Source organism: Albibacterium bauzanense (assembly GCF_004339765.1).
Lineage (GTDB): Bacteria > Bacteroidota > Bacteroidia > Sphingobacteriales > Sphingobacteriaceae > Albibacterium > Albibacterium bauzanense.
This window is the reverse complement of record NZ_SMGO01000002.1, coordinates 256682-276114: the sequence shown is the minus strand read 5'-3', so window position 1 is coordinate 276114 and position 19433 is coordinate 256682. Positions and strand designations below refer to the sequence as shown.

The following is a 19433-nucleotide window of genomic DNA, read 5'->3' as shown; positions in this document are numbered from 1 at the left end:
TTTTTGAAAAAATATCCAGCGGTTTTATGGAATCGCTGATGTTTGATCATCATTAGTTTAAATAATTAATTTTAAAAATTATAAATTGAAGCAATGGGTAAGATAAAAATAAAAAGGGCGAATACGACGATAGATATGACTGCTATGTGCGACGTATCCTTCCTTCTTCTAACGTTCTTTATATTAACGGCTACAGCTCGTCAGCCTGAACCTCTACCAGTTGATATGCCTGCTTCAACCGTTCAGATCAAGGTTCCAGATACAAATCTGGGAACATTAACTGTAGGTGATGGTGGAAAAGTGTTCTTTGGTGTTACGGGTCCAAATGTTAGAATAAATATGTTGAATCGTATCAGTGAAAAATATGGTATAACCTTTACTGACGATGAGAAACAACGTTTTTCTCTGATAGATGCATTTGGTGTTCCTATCAGCCGGTTAAAAGATTTGATCGCTATGGATAATACTCAACGTATTGCTAAGGGAGTTCAACCTGGAATACCTGCAGACTCTACAGATAATCAATTGAGAGAATGGGTTTTGGCGGCTCGTTTAGCAACAGCAGAGGTTAATGACCAGCAAATGCGTGTTGCAATAAAAGGTGATGCAGAAGAGGATTATCCTGCAATTAAGAAAGTTATTGATGTTTTGCAAGAGCAGAGTCTTAATAAGTTTAGCTTAATTACGAATTTACGTGTAGCTGATTAATATAATTAAATAGATATAGCAAATGGCAGAATTAAATACGGGCAAAAAGAGTTCGCCCAGAGTGGATTTAACGGCAATGGTTGACTTGGCTTTCTTGTTGATTACATTCTTTATGTTAACCACCTCTATCTCGAAGCCTTACGCAATGGATGTAGCAATGCCTGATAAGACTGAGGAGGATTCTCAAGATCAGCTAGATGTGGCGGATAATCGGACAATCACTTTATTATTAGGAAGTGATAATAAGATAGAATATTACATGGGCTTGTTAGATAGTCCAATTGAAGGTCCTACAGTAGTGGATTACGGTAAGAATGGAATTCGACCAATCTTATTGGAGAAGATTAAGCAGGTTCCTCAGATTACAGGTGATCCGGAAAAAGGTTTGATTGTAATTATTAGACCTAGTGATAAAGCAAACTATAAGAACCTAGTTGATATTCTTGATGAAATGAAGATTGTTGACGCCAAACAGTATATGATTGGTGATATTGGTTCTGCTGAAGTAGAGCTACTCACTCGAGAGAATATATACAATTAATAATTAGGTTTTACCTTAAATTGAGAAAACATGTTTGGGTCTAAATTAGACATATTTAAAAAAGAGTGGCTCGAATTAGTATTTGCGGGTCGTAACAAAGCCTATGGGGCTTACCAGTTACGACAGACGGCAGATACCGATACCACTAAGGCATTATTTATCGGTGTGATATTATTTTTGCTTGCAGTAAGCAGTCCGATGATATTGAGCTTCATCAGCAGTAATACTGCGGACGATGCTGTTCAGACGATTGAAACTGAAGTGGTTCTATCAGAACCTCCTCCAGTAGATGAGGAAGCAGTAATTCCTCCGCCGATTGTTGAACCACCTCCACCACGTGTGGATCAAGTTCGGATGCCACCTCCGGTTGTTGTTGAAGCAGCGCAGGTTCGTGATGAGGAACCTCCTACAGTAGAACAGTTAAAGGTGGCTGATCCAGGTCCTAAAACGGTAGCTGGTGATCCTACTGCAGCAATTCGTATTGACTTGCCAGTTGGTGAAGGTCCTAAAGATCAAGAGGTTACTGAGGATGTTGATCATGTTTTTACCTCAGTAGAAGTTGCTCCTACTCCACAAGGAGGATTGGAAGAATTCTACAAGTATGTGGGTAGAAATTATAACTATCCTGCTCAGGCTCAAGAACAAGGTGTAAGTGGTCGTGTACTATTGCAGTTTGTTGTTGAGAGAGATGGTTCTCTTACTGATATTCAAGTTTTAAGAGATTTGAAATACGGTACTGGAGAAGAGGCAGTTAGAATGTTGAAAAGAGCACCAAAATGGAAGCCAGGTATACAAAATGGTCGTCCGGTTCGGGTTCAATTTACATTGCCTATTCAGTTGAACTTAGCAGCACAATAGATGTTGAATAAAAACAATATGAATAATAACAGACAGAAATCGCCCTCAAAGCGATTTCTGTCTGTTATAGGACTTTTCATGTTCGCTCTGTATTTTGTGCTGGGCGTTATCATCATCTTTTGGTCTGATTTTCCAATTAGTATGGATAAAACCTACCGGATCCTTTTCGGTGTGGTGTTGATTGTTTATTCTTTCTTAAGGTTTGCCCGTTTATGGCAAAACCGGGCAAATGAACGTTAATATCCAAGCACATATTATGAAATGTTTATAGATAATGCATCTATATTGTTAATTGATATTAATTACTAATTTTTTGAATTGTGCAATGGATTTTATTAAAAAAAATGCATATTTGTTTCTGACTCTAGTAGTTAGTTCTTTAATTATATCGTGTACGAGTACTCCTCCGACGAAAGAAACACATACTATTGTAACCGGTATTGTTTCAATTGTGGTTGATGAAACGTTTCAACCTATCGTTGAGGACCAATTGACTGTATTTGAGAATACCTATTTGGAAGCAGACATTACATTAGTTAATAGGCCGGAAAAACTTGCTATTAATTATTTGATGAATGATTCAGCTAAGATTGCAATTCTATCCAGAACATTAACGAAGGAAGAAATGCAGTTTTTTGAAGCGAAGAAGATTGTTCCTAAGATAACTCGGTTTGCAACTGATGGAATTGCATTGATTACCAGTAAAGGCAATCAGGATTCTGTTGTGACTGTTGATGATATTATCAATATCCTTCAGGGTAAGCCATCCACGATTAGTACATTAGTTTTTGACAATCCAAATTCGAGTACAGTTAGGTTCTTGAAGGAATTAGCAGCTATTACTGATTTCCCGAAAGAGCGTATATATGCTTTAAACTCGAATGCAGATATTATTAAATATGTATATAATAATCCACATGCTGTTGGTGTGGTTGGGATAAATTGGATGGCTCAACCAGATGCTGATTTGTTGGAGTATACAAAAGGATTAAAAGTGTTAGGGGTTAAAAATCAGCGTGGTAAGGATGGAGACGATGCTTTTTATAAACCTTCACAGAATAATCTGGCTCTTGGTAAATATGCCTTGGCGCGTGATTTGTACGTTATAAATTGTCAAGGCGTAATGGGTTTGGGAGTTGGATTTTCTGCTTTTTTAGCAGGAGAGCGAGGACAAAGGATTATCCTTAAGTCTGGTTTATTACCAGATAGTATTCCTCCGAGAGAAATTAATATTAGAAATCAAATAAATTTAAATTAATACAATGAAAATGATGAAGAAAGCAATAAACATAGGGTTGGCCTTGTCTTTTGTAGTTTCTGGTGCTTTTGCTCAAAGTTTGAAAGATGCTAAGGTTGCTATTAACCAAGAGCAATACGAAAAGGCTAAGGTGATTTTGAAGAACTTGGTTCAAACTGATGCAAAAGAAGGGGATAACTATTTCTATTTAGGTGAAGTATATCTTATTACTGATTATCCTGATTCGGCAAAGACTGTATTTGCACAAGGAGATGCAGCCGATACTAAAAATACCATTAACAAAGTTGGTTTAGGTACTATTGAATTACTTAACGGTAATGCAAGTGGTGCTCAGACTTTATTTGATGAGGCAACAGCTAAGTTAAAGAAGAAAGATTACGAAGAATTATTAGCGGTTGGTAAAGCTTATTTAAAAGGAGCTAACCCAGACTATAATAAAGCGCTTGAGTATTTATTAAAGGCAAAAGCTACTGACCAAAAAGATGCTGAAATTGATTTAGCGATCGGTAATGCTTATTTTGGTATGGGTAATAATAGTAATGCATATACAGCTTATCGCGATGCTATTAGCTTAGACAATACATTATTGAATGCAAAAATTCAGTTAGCAGTAATTAGTAAGGAAGCTTATGCTTTCCCTGAAGCTTCGGCTGATTTGCAAGCAATTGTTGCAGAAAATCCTAATTTCGCTCCAACCTATCGTGAGCTTGCAGAAACTTATTACTTATGGTCTAGAAGAGTAACTACTGTAGAAGAATATGATGCGAAGCTAAAAGAAGCTTTATCGTATTATAAAAAATACATGGATTTAACGGATTATTCTCTTGATTCTAGAATGAGATATGCTGACTTCTTGATTCTAGCAAAGGATTATGAAACGTTAGAAGTTCAGGCGAATGAGATGGCTAAGATAGATCAGGCGAATCCAAGGATTTTACGTTACTTAGGCTATTCAGCATACGAGAATGGTAATTACCAAGAAAGTAAAAAAGCAATTACTGATTTTATGGCAAAAGTTGAGCCTGAACGTCTTATTGCTCGTGACTACCTATTCTTAGGACTTGCAGACATTCGTTTAGCATCTGATACAGTTAATAAGACTGTTGATACAACCTTGTTAAATGACGCTGTTGCAAATATGCAAAAAGCTGTTAAAGCAGATTCTTCAATTGCCGAGGATTTAAATGAAATTGGAATGGAATTCTTCCAAGCTCGTCAATATGGCCCGGCAGCACGTATATTCGAAATTGCTACCTTGAATCCTGAATCGAAGAATTATCTATATGATTATTTTTATATGGGCTATGCCTTGTATTTTGATTATGCGACAAGGGTAAATGATGAGGTAAAACCGTCTAAAACTTTATTGGAGAAAGCAGATGTAGCATTTGGAAAAGTTACAGAATTAGCACCAACTACAGATGCAGCTTATTTATTCCGTGCAAGAGCGAATCGATTATTAGATGATGAGGCGAACCCGAAAGGTCTATTTGTGCCTTATTATCAGGAGTTTATTGATGTGGTTAAAGGTAAAGGAGATGCGGCTATCACTCAAAATAAAGTGGCTTTAGTAGAAGCTTATAATGTAAACGGTGCTTATTATTCATTGAGCGGAGATTATGAAAAAGCACGTGAACAATTTAGAGGTGCATTGGAAATAGATCCTTCAAGTGAGTATGCAAAGCAGGCTTTAACTAATTTAGAGCAGCCTCAAACGTAACAGAAATATTTTAATGTGAAAGCGTCAGCAATATATATTGTTGGCGCTTTTTTGATTAAAATATGTATATTTGACGTGAAAAAGATTAATAATACTGAATACATTTATGGAAACTGAGGTTATAAATAGTTCTGCGAATTATTTACCCATATTATTTCAAATAATTGTTGCTGCCGGCTTTGGTGTAACAACGATTGTTGTTACACACTTGATAGGCCCGAAGGTTCGGACTGAAAATAAATTATCTTCTTTTGAGTCTGGGATCGAGGTTGTAGGAAATGCTCGCCAACCATTCTCAATAAAGTATTTTATGGTGGCAATCTTGTTTGTGATTTTTGATATTGAAGTTATATTTATGTACCCCTGGGCTGTAAATTTCAGGGAGTTCGGTATAAATGGTCTTATAGAAATGTTTGTTTTTATGGGATTGCTTTTATTGGGCTTTATATACATCATTAAAAAGAAAGCTCTTAATTGGGACGAATAGAATAATATATTAGAATATTTCTAAATTATATTATTGACTTATTTGACTGTAAATATCTCATAGATTTGTCGAGGATTTCTGGCCGGCATTAAGCTTATTCATAAAAGAAATTGGAATGACTGATATAAAATTAGGAGCCGCTCCTCCAGGGGTAGAGGGTGCTGGATTTTTTGCTACCTCTTTAGATAAAGTGATTGGATTGGCCCGTGCAAATTCATTATGGCCTTTGCCATTCGCAACTTCTTGTTGTGGAATTGAATTTATGGCTACCATGGGAGCGGATTATGATCTTGCCCGCTTTGGTGCTGAGAGGCCTAGTTTCTCGCCACGACAGTCGGATATGTTACTTGTTATGGGTACTATTGCAAAGAAAATGGCTCCGGTTTTGAAGCAAGTTTATATTCAGATGGCTGAGCCCCGTTGGGTTATTGCTGTAGGAGCTTGTGCAAGTAGCGGAGGTATTTTTGATACCTATTCAGTACTGCAAGGTATTGATGAAATTATCCCGGTAGATGTATATGTTCCCGGTTGTCCGCCAAGACCAGAAGCTATTCTTGATGGAGTTATGCGCTTACAGGAGATTGTGAAAAATGAATCTTTGAATAGGAGAAATACGCCTGAGTATAAAGCGCTTTTAGAGAAATATGGAATTCACACGAATAATGTTAGATAAGTTGAATAACGAAGTTCTTTTGTCGCGCTTGAAAGAGCGCTTTGTGGATACGATTCTAAATACAGATGAGCCTTATGGTCTTTTGACTATTGAAGTTGGTAAAGACCAGATCATTGAAGTATTAGAGTTTTTAAAGAAAGATGTAGAATTACAGTTTATCTATCTAACAGATATTACTGCTGTTCATTATCCCGAGCGAGATCTTTCTATTGGAGTAGTTTATCATCTCCATAGTTTTGTAAATAAGCTAAGAATCCGATTAAAGGTATTTATTAACGGAGAGAATCCGGAAATTCCAAGTGCTACTGTACTTTGGAAAGGAGCTAACTGGATGGAACGTGAAACATATGATTTTTATGGTGTTCGCTTTTTAGGCCATCCTGATCTGAATCGTATCTTAAATGTGGATGATATGGAAGTGTTCCCAATGCGTAAAGAGTATCCATTGGAAGATCCAAACCGTGTTGATAAGAAGGATTATTTTTTTGGACGATAGAAATAATATTATGGCCGACCCGATCACTAGAATAACGAATAACGCACCAGTTTATAATGATAATGACCCTCAAGATGATCTGATAACGTTAAATCTGGGGCCTACTCACCCTGCAACTCATGGTGTGTTTCAAAATGTTCTTCAAATGGATGGAGAGCGTATTGTAAGTGGTGTTTCTACAATTGGATATATTCACCGGGCTTTTGAAAAAATAGCAGAACATAGACCATTTTATCAAATTACACCTTTAACAGACCGATTAAACTATTGTTCGTCGCCTATTAATAATATGGGCTGGCATATGACAGTAGAAAAATTACTAAATATAGAGATGCCTAAACGGGTGGACTATATGCGTGTAATTATTATGGAATTAGCCCGAATTACAGATCATATTATTTGTAATGGTATTTTGGGTGTGGATAGCGGAGCATTCTCGGGTTTCTTGTATTTAATGCATGAACGTGAGAAGATTTATGAGATATATGAAGAGATCTGTGGTTCTCGGCTAACAACTAATATTGGACGTATTGGTGGTTTTGAGCGAGATATTAATGAGCGAGCTTTTGCTAAGATCCGTTCTTTTATTAAAGAGTTCCCTGCGGTATTAGACGAGTTTACAAGGTTATTTGATAGAAATAGAATATTTATTGAACGGACTTCAGGTGTGGCACCTGTAAGTCCTGAAAAAGCTTTAGAGTATAGTTGGAGCGGTCCGATTCTTCGTGCAACAGGTATAGATTATGATGTGCGTGTTCAAGAGCCATATTCTTCTTACGAAGAATTTGATTTCGATATACCTGTAGGGACGAATGGAGACGTTTATGATCGTTATATGGTCAGAAATGAAGAGATGCGTCAGAGTATGCGAATTATTGAGCAGGCATTAGTGAAATTAGAGAAAGAACCAAAGGGTATCTTTCATGCGGACGTCCCTGAATTCTATCTTCCTCCAAAAGAGAAAGTTTACAATAATATGGAGGCTTTAATTTACCATTTCAAGATAGTAATGGGAGAAATAGATACGCCCAAATCAGAGGTTTATCATGCTGTTGAGGGAGCGAATGGAGAACTGGGATTTTATTTAATAAACGATGGCGGTCGTTCACCTTATCGTTTGCATTTCCGCAGACCATCTTTTATTAATTATGCGATGTATGCACCAATGAGTAGTGGAATGCTGTTATCGGATGCAATTCTTAATATGAGTAGTTTAAATGTTATAGCAGGAGAATTAGATGCTTAATATAAATAATACCGAGAATATCGAGAACGTTGAATTCACTCCTGAGTTGATAGGAAAATTCAATGAGATTGTTAGTCGCTATCCGGAAGGTAAACAGAAATCAGCTTTATTACCGATTTTGCATGAGGTACAGGCAATAGCCGGTTGGCTTAGTGTTCCTTCAATGAATAAAGTAGCGGAGTTTCTAAACATAGAATATATTGAAGTATATGAAGTTGCGACTTTTTATACCATGTATTTTCTGAAGCCTCAAGGTAAATATGTTTTAGAGGTATGCCGTACAGGCCCTTGCTGCTTAGTGGGAGCTGAAAAGATAATGAAGCATATTGAGAGTACGTTAGGTGTGAAAGAAGGTGAAGTTACAAGTGATGGTTTATTTAGCTGGCGAGGAGTAGAATGTATGGCGGCATGTGGTAATGGCCCTGTTTTGCAAATCGGCCCTGAATATACCTTCTATGAGAACCTGACGGAGGAGAGTGTGAACCAATTAATAGGAAAGCTAAAAAATAATAAATAGGGTAAGATGACTCGTCAATTATTACTTGAACATATTAACGTACCGGGAATAAATACATTCGAGGTATACCGTCGTATGGGAGGATATAGTGCGGTTGAAAAAGCAATTAAAACGATGGGGCCTGAAGGTGTGCTTGAAGAAGTGAAAACTTCTGGTCTTCGTGGTCGTGGGGGTGCTGGTTTCCCAACAGGAATGAAGTGGAGCTTTTTAGCAAAGCCAGAAGGAGTTCCACGTTATTTGGTTTGTAATGCAGATGAGTCTGAGCCTGGAACATTTAAGGATCGTTATTTAATGACCTATATCCCTCATTTGTTAATTGAGGGAATGATCGTCTCTAGTTTTGCATTAGGAGCTCATACTTCTTATATATACGTTCGGGGAGAGATGATGCAACAGATTCGTATCCTTGAACAAGCAATTGCCGAAGCTAAAGCCAATGGGTTTTTAGGTAAAAATATATTGGGATCGGGCTATGATTTAGAGGTGTATGTTCATCCTGGGGCAGGTGCTTATATTTGTGGAGAAGAGACTGCTTTATTAGAGTCTTTGGAAGGTAAGCGTGGTAATCCGCGTATAAAACCACCGTTTCCAGCTGTTTCGGGTTTGTATAATTGTCCGACAGTTGTAAATAATGTTGAAACTATTGCTGCAACAGTTTCAATAATTAATGATGGCGGCGCTGAATATGCTAAGATTGGGATTGGAAGAAGTACCGGAACTAAATTAATCTCTGCAGGTGGGAATTTAAATAAACCAGGTGTTTATGAAATTGAATTAGGCCTGCCTGTCGAAGAATTTATTTATTCAGATGAATACTGTGGTGGAATAGCTAATGGAAAACAATTAAAGGCTGTGGTTGCAGGTGGTTCATCAGTGCCTATTTTGCCTGCTAATTTAATTTTAAAAACTATAGAAGGTGCACCTAGATTAATGAGCTATGAATCTTTGGCAGAAGGTGGTTTTGTAAGTGGTACCATGTTGGGATCCGGAGGCTTTATTGCTTTTGATGAAGATCAGTGCATTGTTCGGAATACATGGAATTTTACAAGGTTTTATCACCATGAAAGTTGTGGCCAGTGTTCTCCTTGCAGAGAAGGAACAGGCTGGATGGAAAAGGTTCTGTTTAGTATAGAAAACGGTCAGGGAAGATCAAGCGATATGGATTTATTGGTGAATGTGGCAAAGAATATTGAGGGTAATACCATTTGTCCGTTGGGCGACGCTGCTGCATGGCCGGTTGCAAGTGCTATCAGGCATTTTCGTGATGAATTTGAGTGGCATGTTAATAATCCCGTGGAATCACAAAGCAGGAATTATGGTTTGGCGAACTACGCTATTATGGCTAATAGCTAAAAAGAGAAGCTATGTCTGAAGGAAAAATAAAAGTAAGTATAGATGGAATTCTGGTTGAGGTTGAACCAGGAACAACTATCATGAATGCAGCACGGCAAATAGGTGGAGATGTAGTTCCTCCTGCTATGTGTTACTATTCTTCTTTGGAGGGGAGTGGTGGTAAATGCAGAACATGTTTAGTTAAAGTTAGTAAAGGATCTGAAAAGGATCCGAGACCTATGCCTAAGTTGGTTGCTTCGTGCAGAACGGGTGTGATGGATGGCATGGAAGTGCAGAATATAACTTCGCCAGAGGTACTTGAAGCAAGAAAAGGTATTGTAGAGTTTTTATTGATCAATCATCCATTAGATTGCCCTGTATGTGATCAAGCTGGAGAGTGTGATCTGCAGAATTTGAGTTATAAGCATGGTATCGAGGAGACCCGCTATAATTTTGATAGGCGTACCTTTGAAAAAATAGACATTGGTGATAAGATCAAATTACACATGACACGCTGTATTTTATGTTACCGCTGTGTGATGGTTGCAGATCAACTCACTGATAAAAGAGTTCATGGAGTTTTAGGAAGAGGAGATGTTTCTGAAATATCTACCTATATTTCAAATGCTGTGGATAATGATTTTTCTGGAAATATGATTGATGTTTGCCCGGTTGGAGCTTTAACTGACCGAACTTTCCGCTTTAAAAACCGTGTTTGGTTTACAAAGCCGGTAGAGGCGCATCGTGACTGTCCGACTTGTTCCGGGAAGGTTACTTTATGGTATAAAGGAGAAGAGGTTTTACGGGTTACGGGAAGAAAAGATGAATTTGGAGAGTTAGAAGAGTTTATTTGCAATGATTGTCGTTTTGATAAGAAAGCAACTTCTGATTGGGTTATTGATGGTCCTAGAAGTGTTAAAAATACTTCTGTTATTTCTTCGAACCATTATGAATTACCAGCTCCGCCTCCAGTAATTAAAGAGAATTTAAAATTGCAGACAGAGAATAAGAAACAGCTTGAAAGAGCAGAGAAGTTAAAATAAGTAGCGTTCGCAAAATAAGACTATGGAATTTGCATTCATAATAGAAAAGTTTATACTCATTATTGTAGTGTTCGTTATTACTTTAGTAATTGCGATGTACTCAACCTTAGCTGAACGAAAAGTTGCAGGCTTTATGCAAGACCGTCTGGGACCTGATCGTGCAGGTATTTTTGGTATTTTGCAACCTCTGTGTGATGGTGGGAAATTCTTCTTTAAAGAAGAGATTATTCCTGCAGGTGCACATAGGCCTCTTTTTATATTAGGACCAACGCTCGCAATTATAACAGCCTGTATTGGTAGTGCTGTTATTCCATGGGGGCAGGCTCTTACAATTGGCGATCGGGTTGTTGAGTTACAAGTTGCAGACGTTAATGTAGGTATACTATATATTTTTGGTGTAGTTGCTCTGGGAGTTTATGGAATTATGTTGGGTGGATGGGCATCTAATAATAAGTTCTCTTTGATGGGTGCTGTTCGTGCTGCTTCTCAAAGTATAAGCTACGAATTAGCAATGGGCTTGTCCATTATTGCTTTATTGATGGTAACGCAATCGCTTTCTTTAAAGGAGATTGTAGCACAGCAAGAAGGTTTTGTAAATTGGAATATTTGGGCGCAGCCTCTTGGTTTCTTGATTTTTTTAATATGCGCTTTTGCCGAAACAAATCGGGTACCTTTCGATTTACCTGAATGTGAAACCGAATTGGTTGGAGGTTATCATACAGAATATTCTTCTATGAAGCTGGGCTTATATATGTTCTCTGAATATATTAATATGTTCGTTTCTTCTGCATTAATGGCCGCAATATACTTTGGAGGTTATAATTTCCCTTTTATGTATGATTTAGGGCTGTCTGCAAACTGGATTACAATTATCGGTGTATTTGTATTCTTCATAAAGATAATTGCTTTCATATTTTTCTTTATGTGGATACGCTGGACCTTACCAAGGTTCAGATATGATCAGTTGATGAATTTAGGATGGAAGATGTTAATACCATTGGCTCTTGCTAATATAGCATTGACAGGGGTGTTTATTATATTAAAAGATAAGTTTTTCTAAAAAATATAGAAATGCAATCACTTAGTAATAGAAAAAAGATTTTAGAACAGGAACCCATGAATTTTTGGGAACGGATATACCTTCCTGCTATTTTCAAAGGTTTAGCCATTACTCTTCGACATTTTTTTATGAAGAAGAATACAATACGGTATCCTGAAGAAACCCGTGAATATTCTAAGAATTTCAGGGGTATGCACTCTTTGAAAAGAGACGAATTAGGAAGGGAACGTTGTACTGCATGTGGTTTATGTGCTCTTTCTTGTCCGGCGGAGGCCATCACAATGATTGCTGCCGAGCGTCAAAAAGGAGAAGAGAATCTTTATAGAGAAGAGAAATATGCTGCAGTTTATGAAATAAACATGTTGCGTTGTATTTTCTGTGGTCTTTGTGAAGAAGCTTGTCCGAAGGAAGCTATTTATTTGGATGGGCCTCATGTGCCACCTGAATATTTACGAAAGGATTTTATTTATGGTAAAGATAAATTAGTTGAACAGCCGTTCATTAATTTAGAAGAATTATCTCTCAATAAATAGTATATGACAGTGTTTTATTTTGTAGCCTTTCTATCGTTATTTTTTGCAGTAATGACGATCATTAGTAAAAACCCGGTTCATAGCGTACTATATTTAGTTGTTACTTTTTTTACATTCTCTATTCATTATATTTTATTGAATGCCCAGTTTCTGGCAGTTGTTAATTTTATAATTTATATGGGAGCGATTATGGTTCTCTTCTTATTTGTGCTTATGCTTTTAAATATGAATGAAGACAGTGAACCTTTGAAGTCCATTTTTGTGAAAGCTATGGGTGTGATCGCAGGAATGTGCTTTATTATTATATTAGCAGCTTCTTTTAAAGTTTTACAAACTTCACCTCCTTTAGAGATTATTAATCCGGAGATTGGTTTGGTTGGCAACTTGGGTAAGGTGCTGTTTAAAGAGTTTTTATTGCCATTCGAAATTTCTTCTATTTTATTGCTTACCGCCATGGTTGGTGCAGTATTATTGGGTAAAAAGGATAAGAAAAAAGCCTAGGTTATGTTTGAAACAATACAGAGTGTCCCATTAAACCATTACATTTTATTTTGCAGCCTAATATTCACAATTGGTGTAATTGGTGTATTAACTCGTAGAAATGTCATTGTAATCATGATGTCTATTGAGTTGATGTTGAATTCGGTAAATCTATTGTTAGTTGTATTCTCTGTGTTTTTCGGAGATGCTTCTGGTCAGGTATTTGTATTTTTTGTGATGGCATTGGCGGCAGCGGAAGTAGCTGTGGGCTTAGCAATCATTATGATGGTATATCGGAATACCAGATCGATAGATATTGATATATTAAATAGACTTAGGTGGTAATTTTATGTTAGATTTAATTTGGTTAGTTCCTCTTTTACCTTTAATCGGTTTTTTGGTTAATGGATTGGGGAGAGATATTTTACCCAAGAATGTTGTTGCTTTTATTGGAAGTGGAGTAGTTCTCTTTTCTTTCTTTATTAGCTGCGTTTTATTTTATGATGTTTACCAATTGCGGCAGAGTGGAGAAGATGGTACAAGCATTGTAACTATATTTCAATGGTTTGGTGCAGGTGCTCTAAACGTTTCTATGTCCTTTTTGCTTGACCCCCTAAGTTCAATCATGTTACTGATCGTAACAGGAGTTGGATTTCTGATCCATGTTTACTCTATAGGTTACATGAAGCTGGACCCCGGCTTTAATAAGTTTTTCTCTTACCTGAATCTATTCATTTTCTTTATGTTATTGCTCGTTTTGGGTTCTAACTATTTAGTAATGTTTATTGGATGGGAAGGAGTTGGACTATGCTCATACTTATTGATTGGGTTTTGGTTTAAAAATTCTTCTTTTGCAAGTGCTGGTAAAAAAGCCTTTGTAATGAATAGGATAGGCGATTTGAGCTTTCTAATTGCTGTATTATTAATATTTATAACCTTTGGTACGATTGAATTTGCCGGAGTATTTCCTCAAGCAGCAGGTTTAGCATCTGGTGATAGTATGATTGTATTAATCAGTTTCCTTTTGTTTATTGCAGCAACAGGAAAGTCTGCTCAGATTCCTTTATTTACCTGGCTTCCTGATGCAATGGCTGGTCCTACGCCGGTATCTGCATTAATTCATGCTGCAACCATGGTAACTGCCGGGGTTTATATGATTGCGCGTTCAAACATTCTTTTTACGCTTTCTCCGGTTGTTATGCAACTGATTGCTGTGATAGGTTTGCTTACTGCTTTAATGGCTGCAGCCACTGCATTAACTCAGAATGATATTAAGAAAGTATTGGCATATTCTACTGTTTCACAATTGGGGTATATGTTTCTTGGGTTGGGAGTAGGCGCATTTACTGGGGCACTTTTCCATGTTATTACACATGCATTTTTTAAAGCACTTTTATTCTTAGGAGCCGGATCTGTAATTCATGCGATGAGTGATGAGCAGGATTTACGGTCAATGGGTGGTTTAAGAAAGAAATTACCGGTGACTTATATAACTATGTTGATCGGGACCATTGCTATTGCAGGTATACCTCCTTTATCTGGGTTCTTTTCGAAGGATGAGATTTTAGCATATGCTTTTTCTGAAAACAAAATGCTTTGGGTTGGAGGTTTGATAGGTGCATTATTTACTTCTTTTTATATGTTCCGATTATTGTTTTTAACATTCTTCGGAAAGTTCAGAGGAACTTTTGATCAAGAGAAGCATATTCATGAGTCTCCTGTATCAATGAAGTTTCCATTAATTGTATTGGCAGTTCTTTCTATAGTTGGTGGACTCTTGAATATTCCAAGTAGTCTTGGAGGTGGCGCATTCCTTGCTCAGTTTTTATCGCCTGTCTTTGCTGATTCGGCTGCTTTAACGCAACCTTTTCACTTAGATCATTCAACCGAATATATATTAATGAGTGTATCGGCAGTTGCTGCTATACTGATGGCTATATATGCTTATACCAAGTATGTACAGAAAGAAGTTGTTCCTGAAGCGGATCATGTTGAGCGCAGCTTTTTGGAAAGGTTATCTTATCATAAATTTTATGTTGACGAGATTTATGACTTCTTGATAGTGAACCCACTTAATTCTTTTTCTCGATTCCTGTATCGAATTGTTGATCGTAGCGGAATTGATGGAATTGTTAATGGATTGGGAAGAGGAGTTTCAGAATCGGGTAAGATGCTTAGGCTCTTACAATCGGGGAACGTTGGGTTTTATTTATTTTTGATGGTTATAGGAGCTGTTCTGCTCTTGTTTTATGGCATTTATACAATTTAAAGGATTACTGCAATAAATGGAAAATTTATACCTTCTTTTATTAATGCCTGTTTTTGGCGCTATTCTACTTGCATTTGTTAAGCAATCTCAGTTAGCAAAACGATTGGCTTTAGCTGTTTCATCTTTTACAATTATTTTAACTATACCCTTCTTAATAAATTTTGTTCCGGATGCTTCCATGCAATTTGTACAATCGTTTGCCTGGCTTCCGTCTTACGGTATAAATTTTCATATTGGTATTGATGGCATAAGTTTACCTCTGGTATTGTTAACCAACGGTTTAATTCCGCTTATTATATTGTCGACTTTCCGATATGAATATAAGGGAGGCTTCTATGCATTGATACTATTCATGCAATCAGGATTGCTTCTCGTTTTTATGGCGTTGGATGCATTCATATTTTATATAGGTTGGGAAGCAGCTTTGATTCCTATCTATTTTATCTGTGCAATGTGGGGAGGAGAAAACCGGATCCGGGTTAATTTGAAGTTCTTTGTTTATACATTTATTGGAAGCTTATTGATGCTGACAGCTATTATCTATCTGCATTTTCAAGCTCCGGAAAGAGATTTTGAACTTTCATCTTTTTATCAATTAGGCTTAGACGCCCAAACTCAGGGTTGGATATTCCTTGCTTTCTTTATTGCTTTTGCTGTAAAACTACCAATTTTTCCGTTTCACACTTGGCAACCTGATACTTATGCTTCGGCGTCTACTGCAGGAACCATGCTCTTAGCTGGTATTATGTTGAAGATGGGGGTATATGGTCTTATTAGATGGCTGATTCCAGTTTCGCCGCTTGGTTTTGAACAGTATGGGACGATTTGTTTAGTCTTAGGTATCATAGGTGTTGTTTATGCATCTATTATTGCACTCCGTCAGAATGATATTAAACGATTAATAGCTTATTCATCTATTGCCCACGTTGGATTGATTAGTGCCGGTGTTTTTGCATGGAATGTACAAGGCTTGCAGGGTGCTATGATTCAAATGATTAACCACGGTATAAACGTTGTTGGGTTATTCTTTGTCATGGATATAATAATCAATCGCACTCAAAAAGAAGATCTGAAAGAATTAGGTGGAATAGCTTCATCGGCACCAAGACTAGCCATTGTATTTTTAGTTTTAGTTATGGGAGCTATTGGCTTGCCTATAACGAATGGTTTTGTAGGAGAATTCTTATTGTTGACAGGTATTTATAATGCGGGTATATGGTATGCTGTATTTGGTGGATTAACCCTTGTTCTGGGAGCTGCGTATATGTTGCGTCTCTATCAGAAAACAATGCTTGGTGAGAAGAATGATATCACTATTAATTTTAAAGATATTCATGGGTCAGAGACAATTGTTTTTGTGATTCTGGTATTGTTTGTTTTAGGGCTGGGTATATATCCTGAGCCTTTATTGAATATTTCAGAAGCTGCAGTAACGAATTTAATTAATCAAATATCAATTAAATAAGAAATCAATCGATTTTTCGAATAAAATATTAACAGATGGGTGCAATTATTACGCTTTCTTTATTAGCTATTCTAATATTATATTTAGGACTGTTTAAGGCTACAAAAACCATATTGCCAATATCGATTTTGGGATTGGTTGGGGCCTTGGTATTTTGTATTGTTCAGTGGAATGGTACAGCTGTTCCTTTATATAATGGAATGGTACTTTTTGATCATTACGCGCTCGTCTTTTCGATGTTGATGATAGGGTTGGCCATATTGATTTTGCTACTATCCAGGGACTATTTTGATACAATTGGTGAACATACTGCAGAATATTTTTCATTAATTCTATTCTCCCTGATTGGAGGATTAATCATTGTTTCGTTTTATAATCTCTCTATGCTGTTTATCGGTATTGAGATTATGTCTGTAGCTTTATATATTTTGGTAGGGATTCGTAAGAGTGATTACGGGTCGAATGAGGCTTCTTTGAAGTACTTTTTGATGGGTGCCTTCTCGACTGGATTTTTGCTATTTGGAATTACGCTAATCTACGGAGCTACCGGATCATTCGGAATGGAAGAGATCCAATCTTATGTTCAAAACAATGTTCAGGCTATTTCTCCTTTATTTTATACAGGAGTTATCCTTTTTATTATTGGTTTAGGGTTTAAGATAGGTGCTGCTCCTTTTCATTTCTGGGTTCCGGATGTTTATGATGGTGCGCCGATATTGATAACAACTTTTATGAGTACAATCGTAAAGGTTGCAGCTATTGCAGCGTTCTTACGCTTGTTCTGGTTCTGTTTTGAACCATTAAGTTCTTTCTGGACGCCGGTATTATCTGTGATGTCTGTTCTTACTTTATTTATTGGAAATATTACTGCATTAATGCAACAGAGCTTTAAGAGAATGCTGACGTATTCTAGCGTGTCTCATGTTGGGTATATGTTGTTTGCTATATTAAGTTTAGGTGGAGAATCTGCTAATGGTATTTTAATTTATGTAGGGGCTTATTCTCTTTCATCTATTGTAGCTTTCGGCGGATTGATTGCTGTGAAAAGATCGAGCGGAAGTGAACAATTTGAAGCATTTAATGGTTTGGCAAAAAAGAATCCATACCTCTCCTTTACGATATTGGTTGCTATGCTTTCTTTAGCAGGTATTCCATTAACGGTAGGTTTTATTGGTAAATTTATGATGTTTGCTGCGGCTTTACATAATTACCATATTGCATTGGTAGTTTTGGCTGTTATTAATGCTGCTATCGGAATTTATTATTATTTCCGTGTTATCATTGCCATGTATTTTAAACCAACAGATAGGGAAGAAGTTGTTTGGAATTTAAACTATAAGGTGGTTCTCACCATTGCTACTATCATAACTATTTGTTTAGGACTCTATCCGTCTCTCGTTACAAACATCGTTTAGAAACATTTATTTTCGATAAAATAAAGATATAAACAGTGTTCAAACATTATTGTTATAAAGGACATCTTTAAGTGTCACTATTTTAGGATATCATAAAATCTGGCTGTTTATTTTTATATATTCGTAAGATAAGGATTTGTATGCACGAGCTTTGGTTATCGTTTCAACAATTATTTGATGCAGAGACCCTGCTTCGAAGTGGAGGGTTCTATTTATTATTAATTGTAGTTTTTGCAGAGACCGGGTTGTTTTTTGGTTTTTTCTTGCCGGGAGATTACTTATTATTTCTAGCAGGATTATTCTGTGCTTCAGGACTTTTACCAGTTAGTATATATGTTCTATGCGGAGGGTTATTAGCAGCCGCAATTTTAGGAAATTATACAGGCTATTGGTTTGGTTCAAGGACAGGGCCAATGCTTTTCAAAAGGAAGGATTCTTTGTTATTTAAACGGAAGTATATAGTAGCAGCAGAAGAGTTCTATCACAAATACGGTGCGCTAGCATTAATTTTAGGTAGGTTTATGCCAATTATACGTACATTTGCTCCGATATTTGCAGGAGTAGTGCGTGTAGATTTGACTAGATTTACTATTCTCAATATTAGTGGAGGAGTGTTATGGGTAGCTATTTTAACTCTATCGGGTTATTTTCTAGGTCAGCATTTTCCTCAAATTGTTAACTATATTGAGTACATCATAATTGGGTTTATTTCAATTACTACCGTTCCTGTTGTTATTACGGTTATCCGAAAAAGTTTAAAAAAAGAAAATAAATAAGAATTAATCTATGAGTTTTAAGCATCCATGGCACGAGGTTTCGCCCGGTAATGTTATTTCTGATTCTGTTAATGGGATTATTGAAATCCCAAAGGGCTCCAAAGCCAAATATGAAATAGACAAAGAAAGTGGTTTAATGAAATTGGACCGTGTTCTATTTTCGTCTGTTATTTATCCCGCTAATTACGGATTTATTCCTCAAACTTATTGTGATGATAAAGATCCGCTTGATATCCTGGTATTAAGTTCGGTTGATGTATATCCTATGACTTTAATTGAAGCATATGTTGTGGGTGTAATGCATATGGTAGATAATGGTGAGCAAGATGATAAGATTATTGCTGTTGCAAAGAATGATATGTCAGTAAATTATATTAGGGATATGTCTGAACTACCTCCTCATACGATGAAGGAGATAGTTAGGTTCTTTCAGGATTATAAAGCTTTGGAAGGGAAGAACGTTACGGTTGAGCAACTCTTGGATAGATCTTATGCATTAAAAGTTATAGAAGAAAGTCTGGAGCTTTACCAGAAGATATTTGTGAACCAAAAATAG

22 protein-coding genes are annotated in these 19433 nt (G+C 36.7%); all 22 read left to right on the top strand.

Features of this window, described 5'->3' with window-relative positions:
• The first annotated feature begins 93 nt into the window (after positions 1–93).
• Positions 94–708 (top strand): ExbD/TolR family protein, encoded by a 615-nt coding sequence (locus C8N28_RS07050; protein ID WP_132223027.1) that lies wholly within the window; start codon positions 94–96, stop codon positions 706–708.
• A gap of 22 nt (positions 709–730) precedes the next feature.
• Positions 731–1249, top strand: a complete 519-nt coding sequence (locus C8N28_RS07045; protein WP_132223026.1) for an ExbD/TolR family protein — start codon at positions 731–733, stop codon at positions 1247–1249.
• Between the two features lie 30 nt (positions 1250–1279).
• Positions 1280–2107: an energy transducer TonB gene (locus C8N28_RS07040; RefSeq protein ID WP_132223025.1), complete on the top strand. Its 828-nt coding sequence runs from the start codon at positions 1280–1282 to the stop codon at positions 2105–2107.
• A gap of 18 nt (positions 2108–2125) precedes the next feature.
• Positions 2126–2347, top strand: a complete 222-nt coding sequence (locus tag C8N28_RS07035) for a hypothetical protein (RefSeq protein ID WP_246012770.1) — start codon at positions 2126–2128, stop codon at positions 2345–2347.
• An 85-nt stretch (positions 2348–2432) separates the two neighbouring features.
• Positions 2433–3365, top strand: a complete 933-nt coding sequence (locus C8N28_RS07030) for a PstS family phosphate ABC transporter substrate-binding protein (RefSeq protein WP_132223021.1) — start codon at positions 2433–2435, stop codon at positions 3363–3365.
• Positions 3366–3375: 10 nt separating this feature from the next.
• A complete protein-coding gene (locus C8N28_RS07025; RefSeq protein WP_165870310.1) occupies positions 3376–5085 on the top strand; it encodes a tetratricopeptide repeat protein in 1710 nt (569 codons plus the stop codon).
• A gap of 106 nt (positions 5086–5191) precedes the next feature.
• Entirely contained in the window at positions 5192–5572 is a 381-nt protein-coding gene (locus C8N28_RS07020; RefSeq protein ID WP_132223017.1) for an NADH-quinone oxidoreductase subunit A, read from the top strand.
• Between the two features lie 115 nt (positions 5573–5687).
• Positions 5688–6245: an NADH-quinone oxidoreductase subunit B gene (locus C8N28_RS07015; RefSeq protein ID WP_132223015.1), complete on the top strand. Its 558-nt coding sequence runs from the start codon at positions 5688–5690 to the stop codon at positions 6243–6245.
• On the top strand, positions 6217–6741 hold the full coding sequence (locus tag C8N28_RS07010; RefSeq protein WP_246012769.1) for an NADH-quinone oxidoreductase subunit C: 525 nt from the start codon (positions 6217–6219) through the stop codon (positions 6739–6741). The genes C8N28_RS07015 and C8N28_RS07010 overlap by 29 nt, the downstream gene beginning before the upstream one ends.
• A gap of 10 nt (positions 6742–6751) precedes the next feature.
• Positions 6752–7987 carry an NADH-quinone oxidoreductase subunit D gene (locus tag C8N28_RS07005; RefSeq protein ID WP_185140131.1) on the top strand — a complete coding sequence of 412 codons (1236 nt, stop codon included), beginning with the start codon at positions 6752–6754 and terminating at the stop codon, positions 7985–7987.
• Positions 7980–8504 (top strand): NADH-quinone oxidoreductase subunit NuoE family protein, encoded by a 525-nt coding sequence (locus C8N28_RS07000; protein ID WP_132223013.1) that lies wholly within the window; start codon positions 7980–7982, stop codon positions 8502–8504. Before C8N28_RS07005 ends, C8N28_RS07000 begins: the two co-directional genes overlap by 8 nt.
• A gap of 6 nt (positions 8505–8510) precedes the next feature.
• On the top strand, positions 8511–9857 hold the full coding sequence (gene nuoF / locus C8N28_RS06995) for an NADH-quinone oxidoreductase subunit NuoF (RefSeq protein WP_132223011.1): 1347 nt from the start codon (positions 8511–8513) through the stop codon (positions 9855–9857).
• Between the two features lie 11 nt (positions 9858–9868).
• Positions 9869–10879 carry a 2Fe-2S iron-sulfur cluster-binding protein gene (locus C8N28_RS06990; protein ID WP_132223009.1) on the top strand — a complete coding sequence of 337 codons (1011 nt, stop codon included), beginning with the start codon at positions 9869–9871 and terminating at the stop codon, positions 10877–10879.
• A gap of 22 nt (positions 10880–10901) precedes the next feature.
• Complete coding sequence (nuoH, locus tag C8N28_RS06985; RefSeq protein WP_132223007.1) at positions 10902–11939, top strand: NADH-quinone oxidoreductase subunit NuoH; 1038 nt, start codon at positions 10902–10904, stop codon at positions 11937–11939.
• 11 nt (positions 11940–11950) lie between these two features.
• Entirely contained in the window at positions 11951–12472 is a 522-nt protein-coding gene (locus tag C8N28_RS06980; RefSeq protein ID WP_132223005.1) for a NuoI/complex I 23 kDa subunit family protein, read from the top strand.
• A gap of 3 nt (positions 12473–12475) precedes the next feature.
• The gene (locus C8N28_RS06975) at positions 12476–12973 is read left to right on the top strand and encodes an NADH-quinone oxidoreductase subunit J family protein (protein ID WP_132223003.1); all 498 of its coding nucleotides are present in this window, start codon (positions 12476–12478) and stop codon (positions 12971–12973) included.
• 3 nt (positions 12974–12976) lie between these two features.
• A complete protein-coding gene (nuoK, locus tag C8N28_RS06970) occupies positions 12977–13297 on the top strand; it encodes an NADH-quinone oxidoreductase subunit NuoK (RefSeq protein WP_132223001.1) in 321 nt (106 codons plus the stop codon).
• A gap of 4 nt (positions 13298–13301) precedes the next feature.
• The gene (gene nuoL / locus C8N28_RS06965) at positions 13302–15221 is read left to right on the top strand and encodes an NADH-quinone oxidoreductase subunit L (protein WP_132222999.1); all 1920 of its coding nucleotides are present in this window, start codon (positions 13302–13304) and stop codon (positions 15219–15221) included.
• 16 nt (positions 15222–15237) lie between these two features.
• Entirely contained in the window at positions 15238–16686 is a 1449-nt protein-coding gene (locus C8N28_RS06960; RefSeq protein ID WP_132222997.1) for a complex I subunit 4 family protein, read from the top strand.
• A gap of 35 nt (positions 16687–16721) precedes the next feature.
• Positions 16722–18101, top strand: a complete 1380-nt coding sequence (locus tag C8N28_RS06955; protein ID WP_132222995.1) for an NADH-quinone oxidoreductase subunit N — start codon at positions 16722–16724, stop codon at positions 18099–18101.
• Positions 18102–18241: 140 nt separating this feature from the next.
• A complete protein-coding gene (locus C8N28_RS06950) occupies positions 18242–18877 on the top strand; it encodes a DedA family protein (RefSeq protein WP_132222993.1) in 636 nt (211 codons plus the stop codon).
• A gap of 10 nt (positions 18878–18887) precedes the next feature.
• On the top strand, positions 18888–19433 hold the full coding sequence (locus tag C8N28_RS06945; protein WP_132222991.1) for an inorganic diphosphatase: 546 nt from the start codon (positions 18888–18890) through the stop codon (positions 19431–19433).

Bases quoted from the DNA above. Each gene is read 5' to 3' on its own strand.
- nuoK (WP_132223001.1), top strand. From the start codon at position 12,977: ATGTTTGAAACAATACAGAGTGTCCCATTAAACCATTACATTTTATTT.
- C8N28_RS07030 (WP_132223021.1), top strand. From the start codon at position 2,433: ATGGATTTTATTAAAAAAAATGCATATTTGTTTCTGACTCTAGTAGTT.
- C8N28_RS06955 (WP_132222995.1), top strand. From the start codon at position 16,722: ATGGGTGCAATTATTACGCTTTCTTTATTAGCTATTCTAATATTATAT.
- nuoH (WP_132223007.1), top strand. From the start codon at position 10,902: ATGGAATTTGCATTCATAATAGAAAAGTTTATACTCATTATTGTAGTG.
- C8N28_RS06980 (WP_132223005.1), top strand. From the start codon at position 11,951: ATGCAATCACTTAGTAATAGAAAAAAGATTTTAGAACAGGAACCCATG.
- C8N28_RS07035 (WP_246012770.1), top strand. From the start codon at position 2,126: ATGAATAATAACAGACAGAAATCGCCCTCAAAGCGATTTCTGTCTGTT.
- C8N28_RS06960 (WP_132222997.1), top strand. From the start codon at position 15,238: ATGGAAAATTTATACCTTCTTTTATTAATGCCTGTTTTTGGCGCTATT.
- C8N28_RS06990 (WP_132223009.1), top strand. From the start codon at position 9,869: ATGTCTGAAGGAAAAATAAAAGTAAGTATAGATGGAATTCTGGTTGAG.
- C8N28_RS07010 (WP_246012769.1), top strand. From the start codon at position 6,217: ATGGAATTCACACGAATAATGTTAGATAAGTTGAATAACGAAGTTCTT.
- C8N28_RS07045 (WP_132223026.1), top strand. From the start codon at position 731: ATGGCAGAATTAAATACGGGCAAAAAGAGTTCGCCCAGAGTGGATTTA.
- C8N28_RS07005 (WP_185140131.1), top strand. From the start codon at position 6,752: ATGGCCGACCCGATCACTAGAATAACGAATAACGCACCAGTTTATAAT.
- C8N28_RS06950 (WP_132222993.1), top strand. From the start codon at position 18,242: ATGCACGAGCTTTGGTTATCGTTTCAACAATTATTTGATGCAGAGACC.
- C8N28_RS07040 (WP_132223025.1), top strand. From the start codon at position 1,280: ATGTTTGGGTCTAAATTAGACATATTTAAAAAAGAGTGGCTCGAATTA.
- C8N28_RS07000 (WP_132223013.1), top strand. From the start codon at position 7,980: ATGCTTAATATAAATAATACCGAGAATATCGAGAACGTTGAATTCACT.
- C8N28_RS07015 (WP_132223015.1), top strand. From the start codon at position 5,688: ATGACTGATATAAAATTAGGAGCCGCTCCTCCAGGGGTAGAGGGTGCT.
- C8N28_RS06945 (WP_132222991.1), top strand. From the start codon at position 18,888: ATGAGTTTTAAGCATCCATGGCACGAGGTTTCGCCCGGTAATGTTATT.
- C8N28_RS07025 (WP_165870310.1), top strand. From the start codon at position 3,376: ATGATGAAGAAAGCAATAAACATAGGGTTGGCCTTGTCTTTTGTAGTT.
- nuoL (WP_132222999.1), top strand. From the start codon at position 13,302: ATGTTAGATTTAATTTGGTTAGTTCCTCTTTTACCTTTAATCGGTTTT.
- C8N28_RS06975 (WP_132223003.1), top strand. From the start codon at position 12,476: ATGACAGTGTTTTATTTTGTAGCCTTTCTATCGTTATTTTTTGCAGTA.
- nuoF (WP_132223011.1), top strand. From the start codon at position 8,511: ATGACTCGTCAATTATTACTTGAACATATTAACGTACCGGGAATAAAT.
- C8N28_RS07020 (WP_132223017.1), top strand. From the start codon at position 5,192: ATGGAAACTGAGGTTATAAATAGTTCTGCGAATTATTTACCCATATTA.
- C8N28_RS07050 (WP_132223027.1), top strand. From the start codon at position 94: ATGGGTAAGATAAAAATAAAAAGGGCGAATACGACGATAGATATGACT.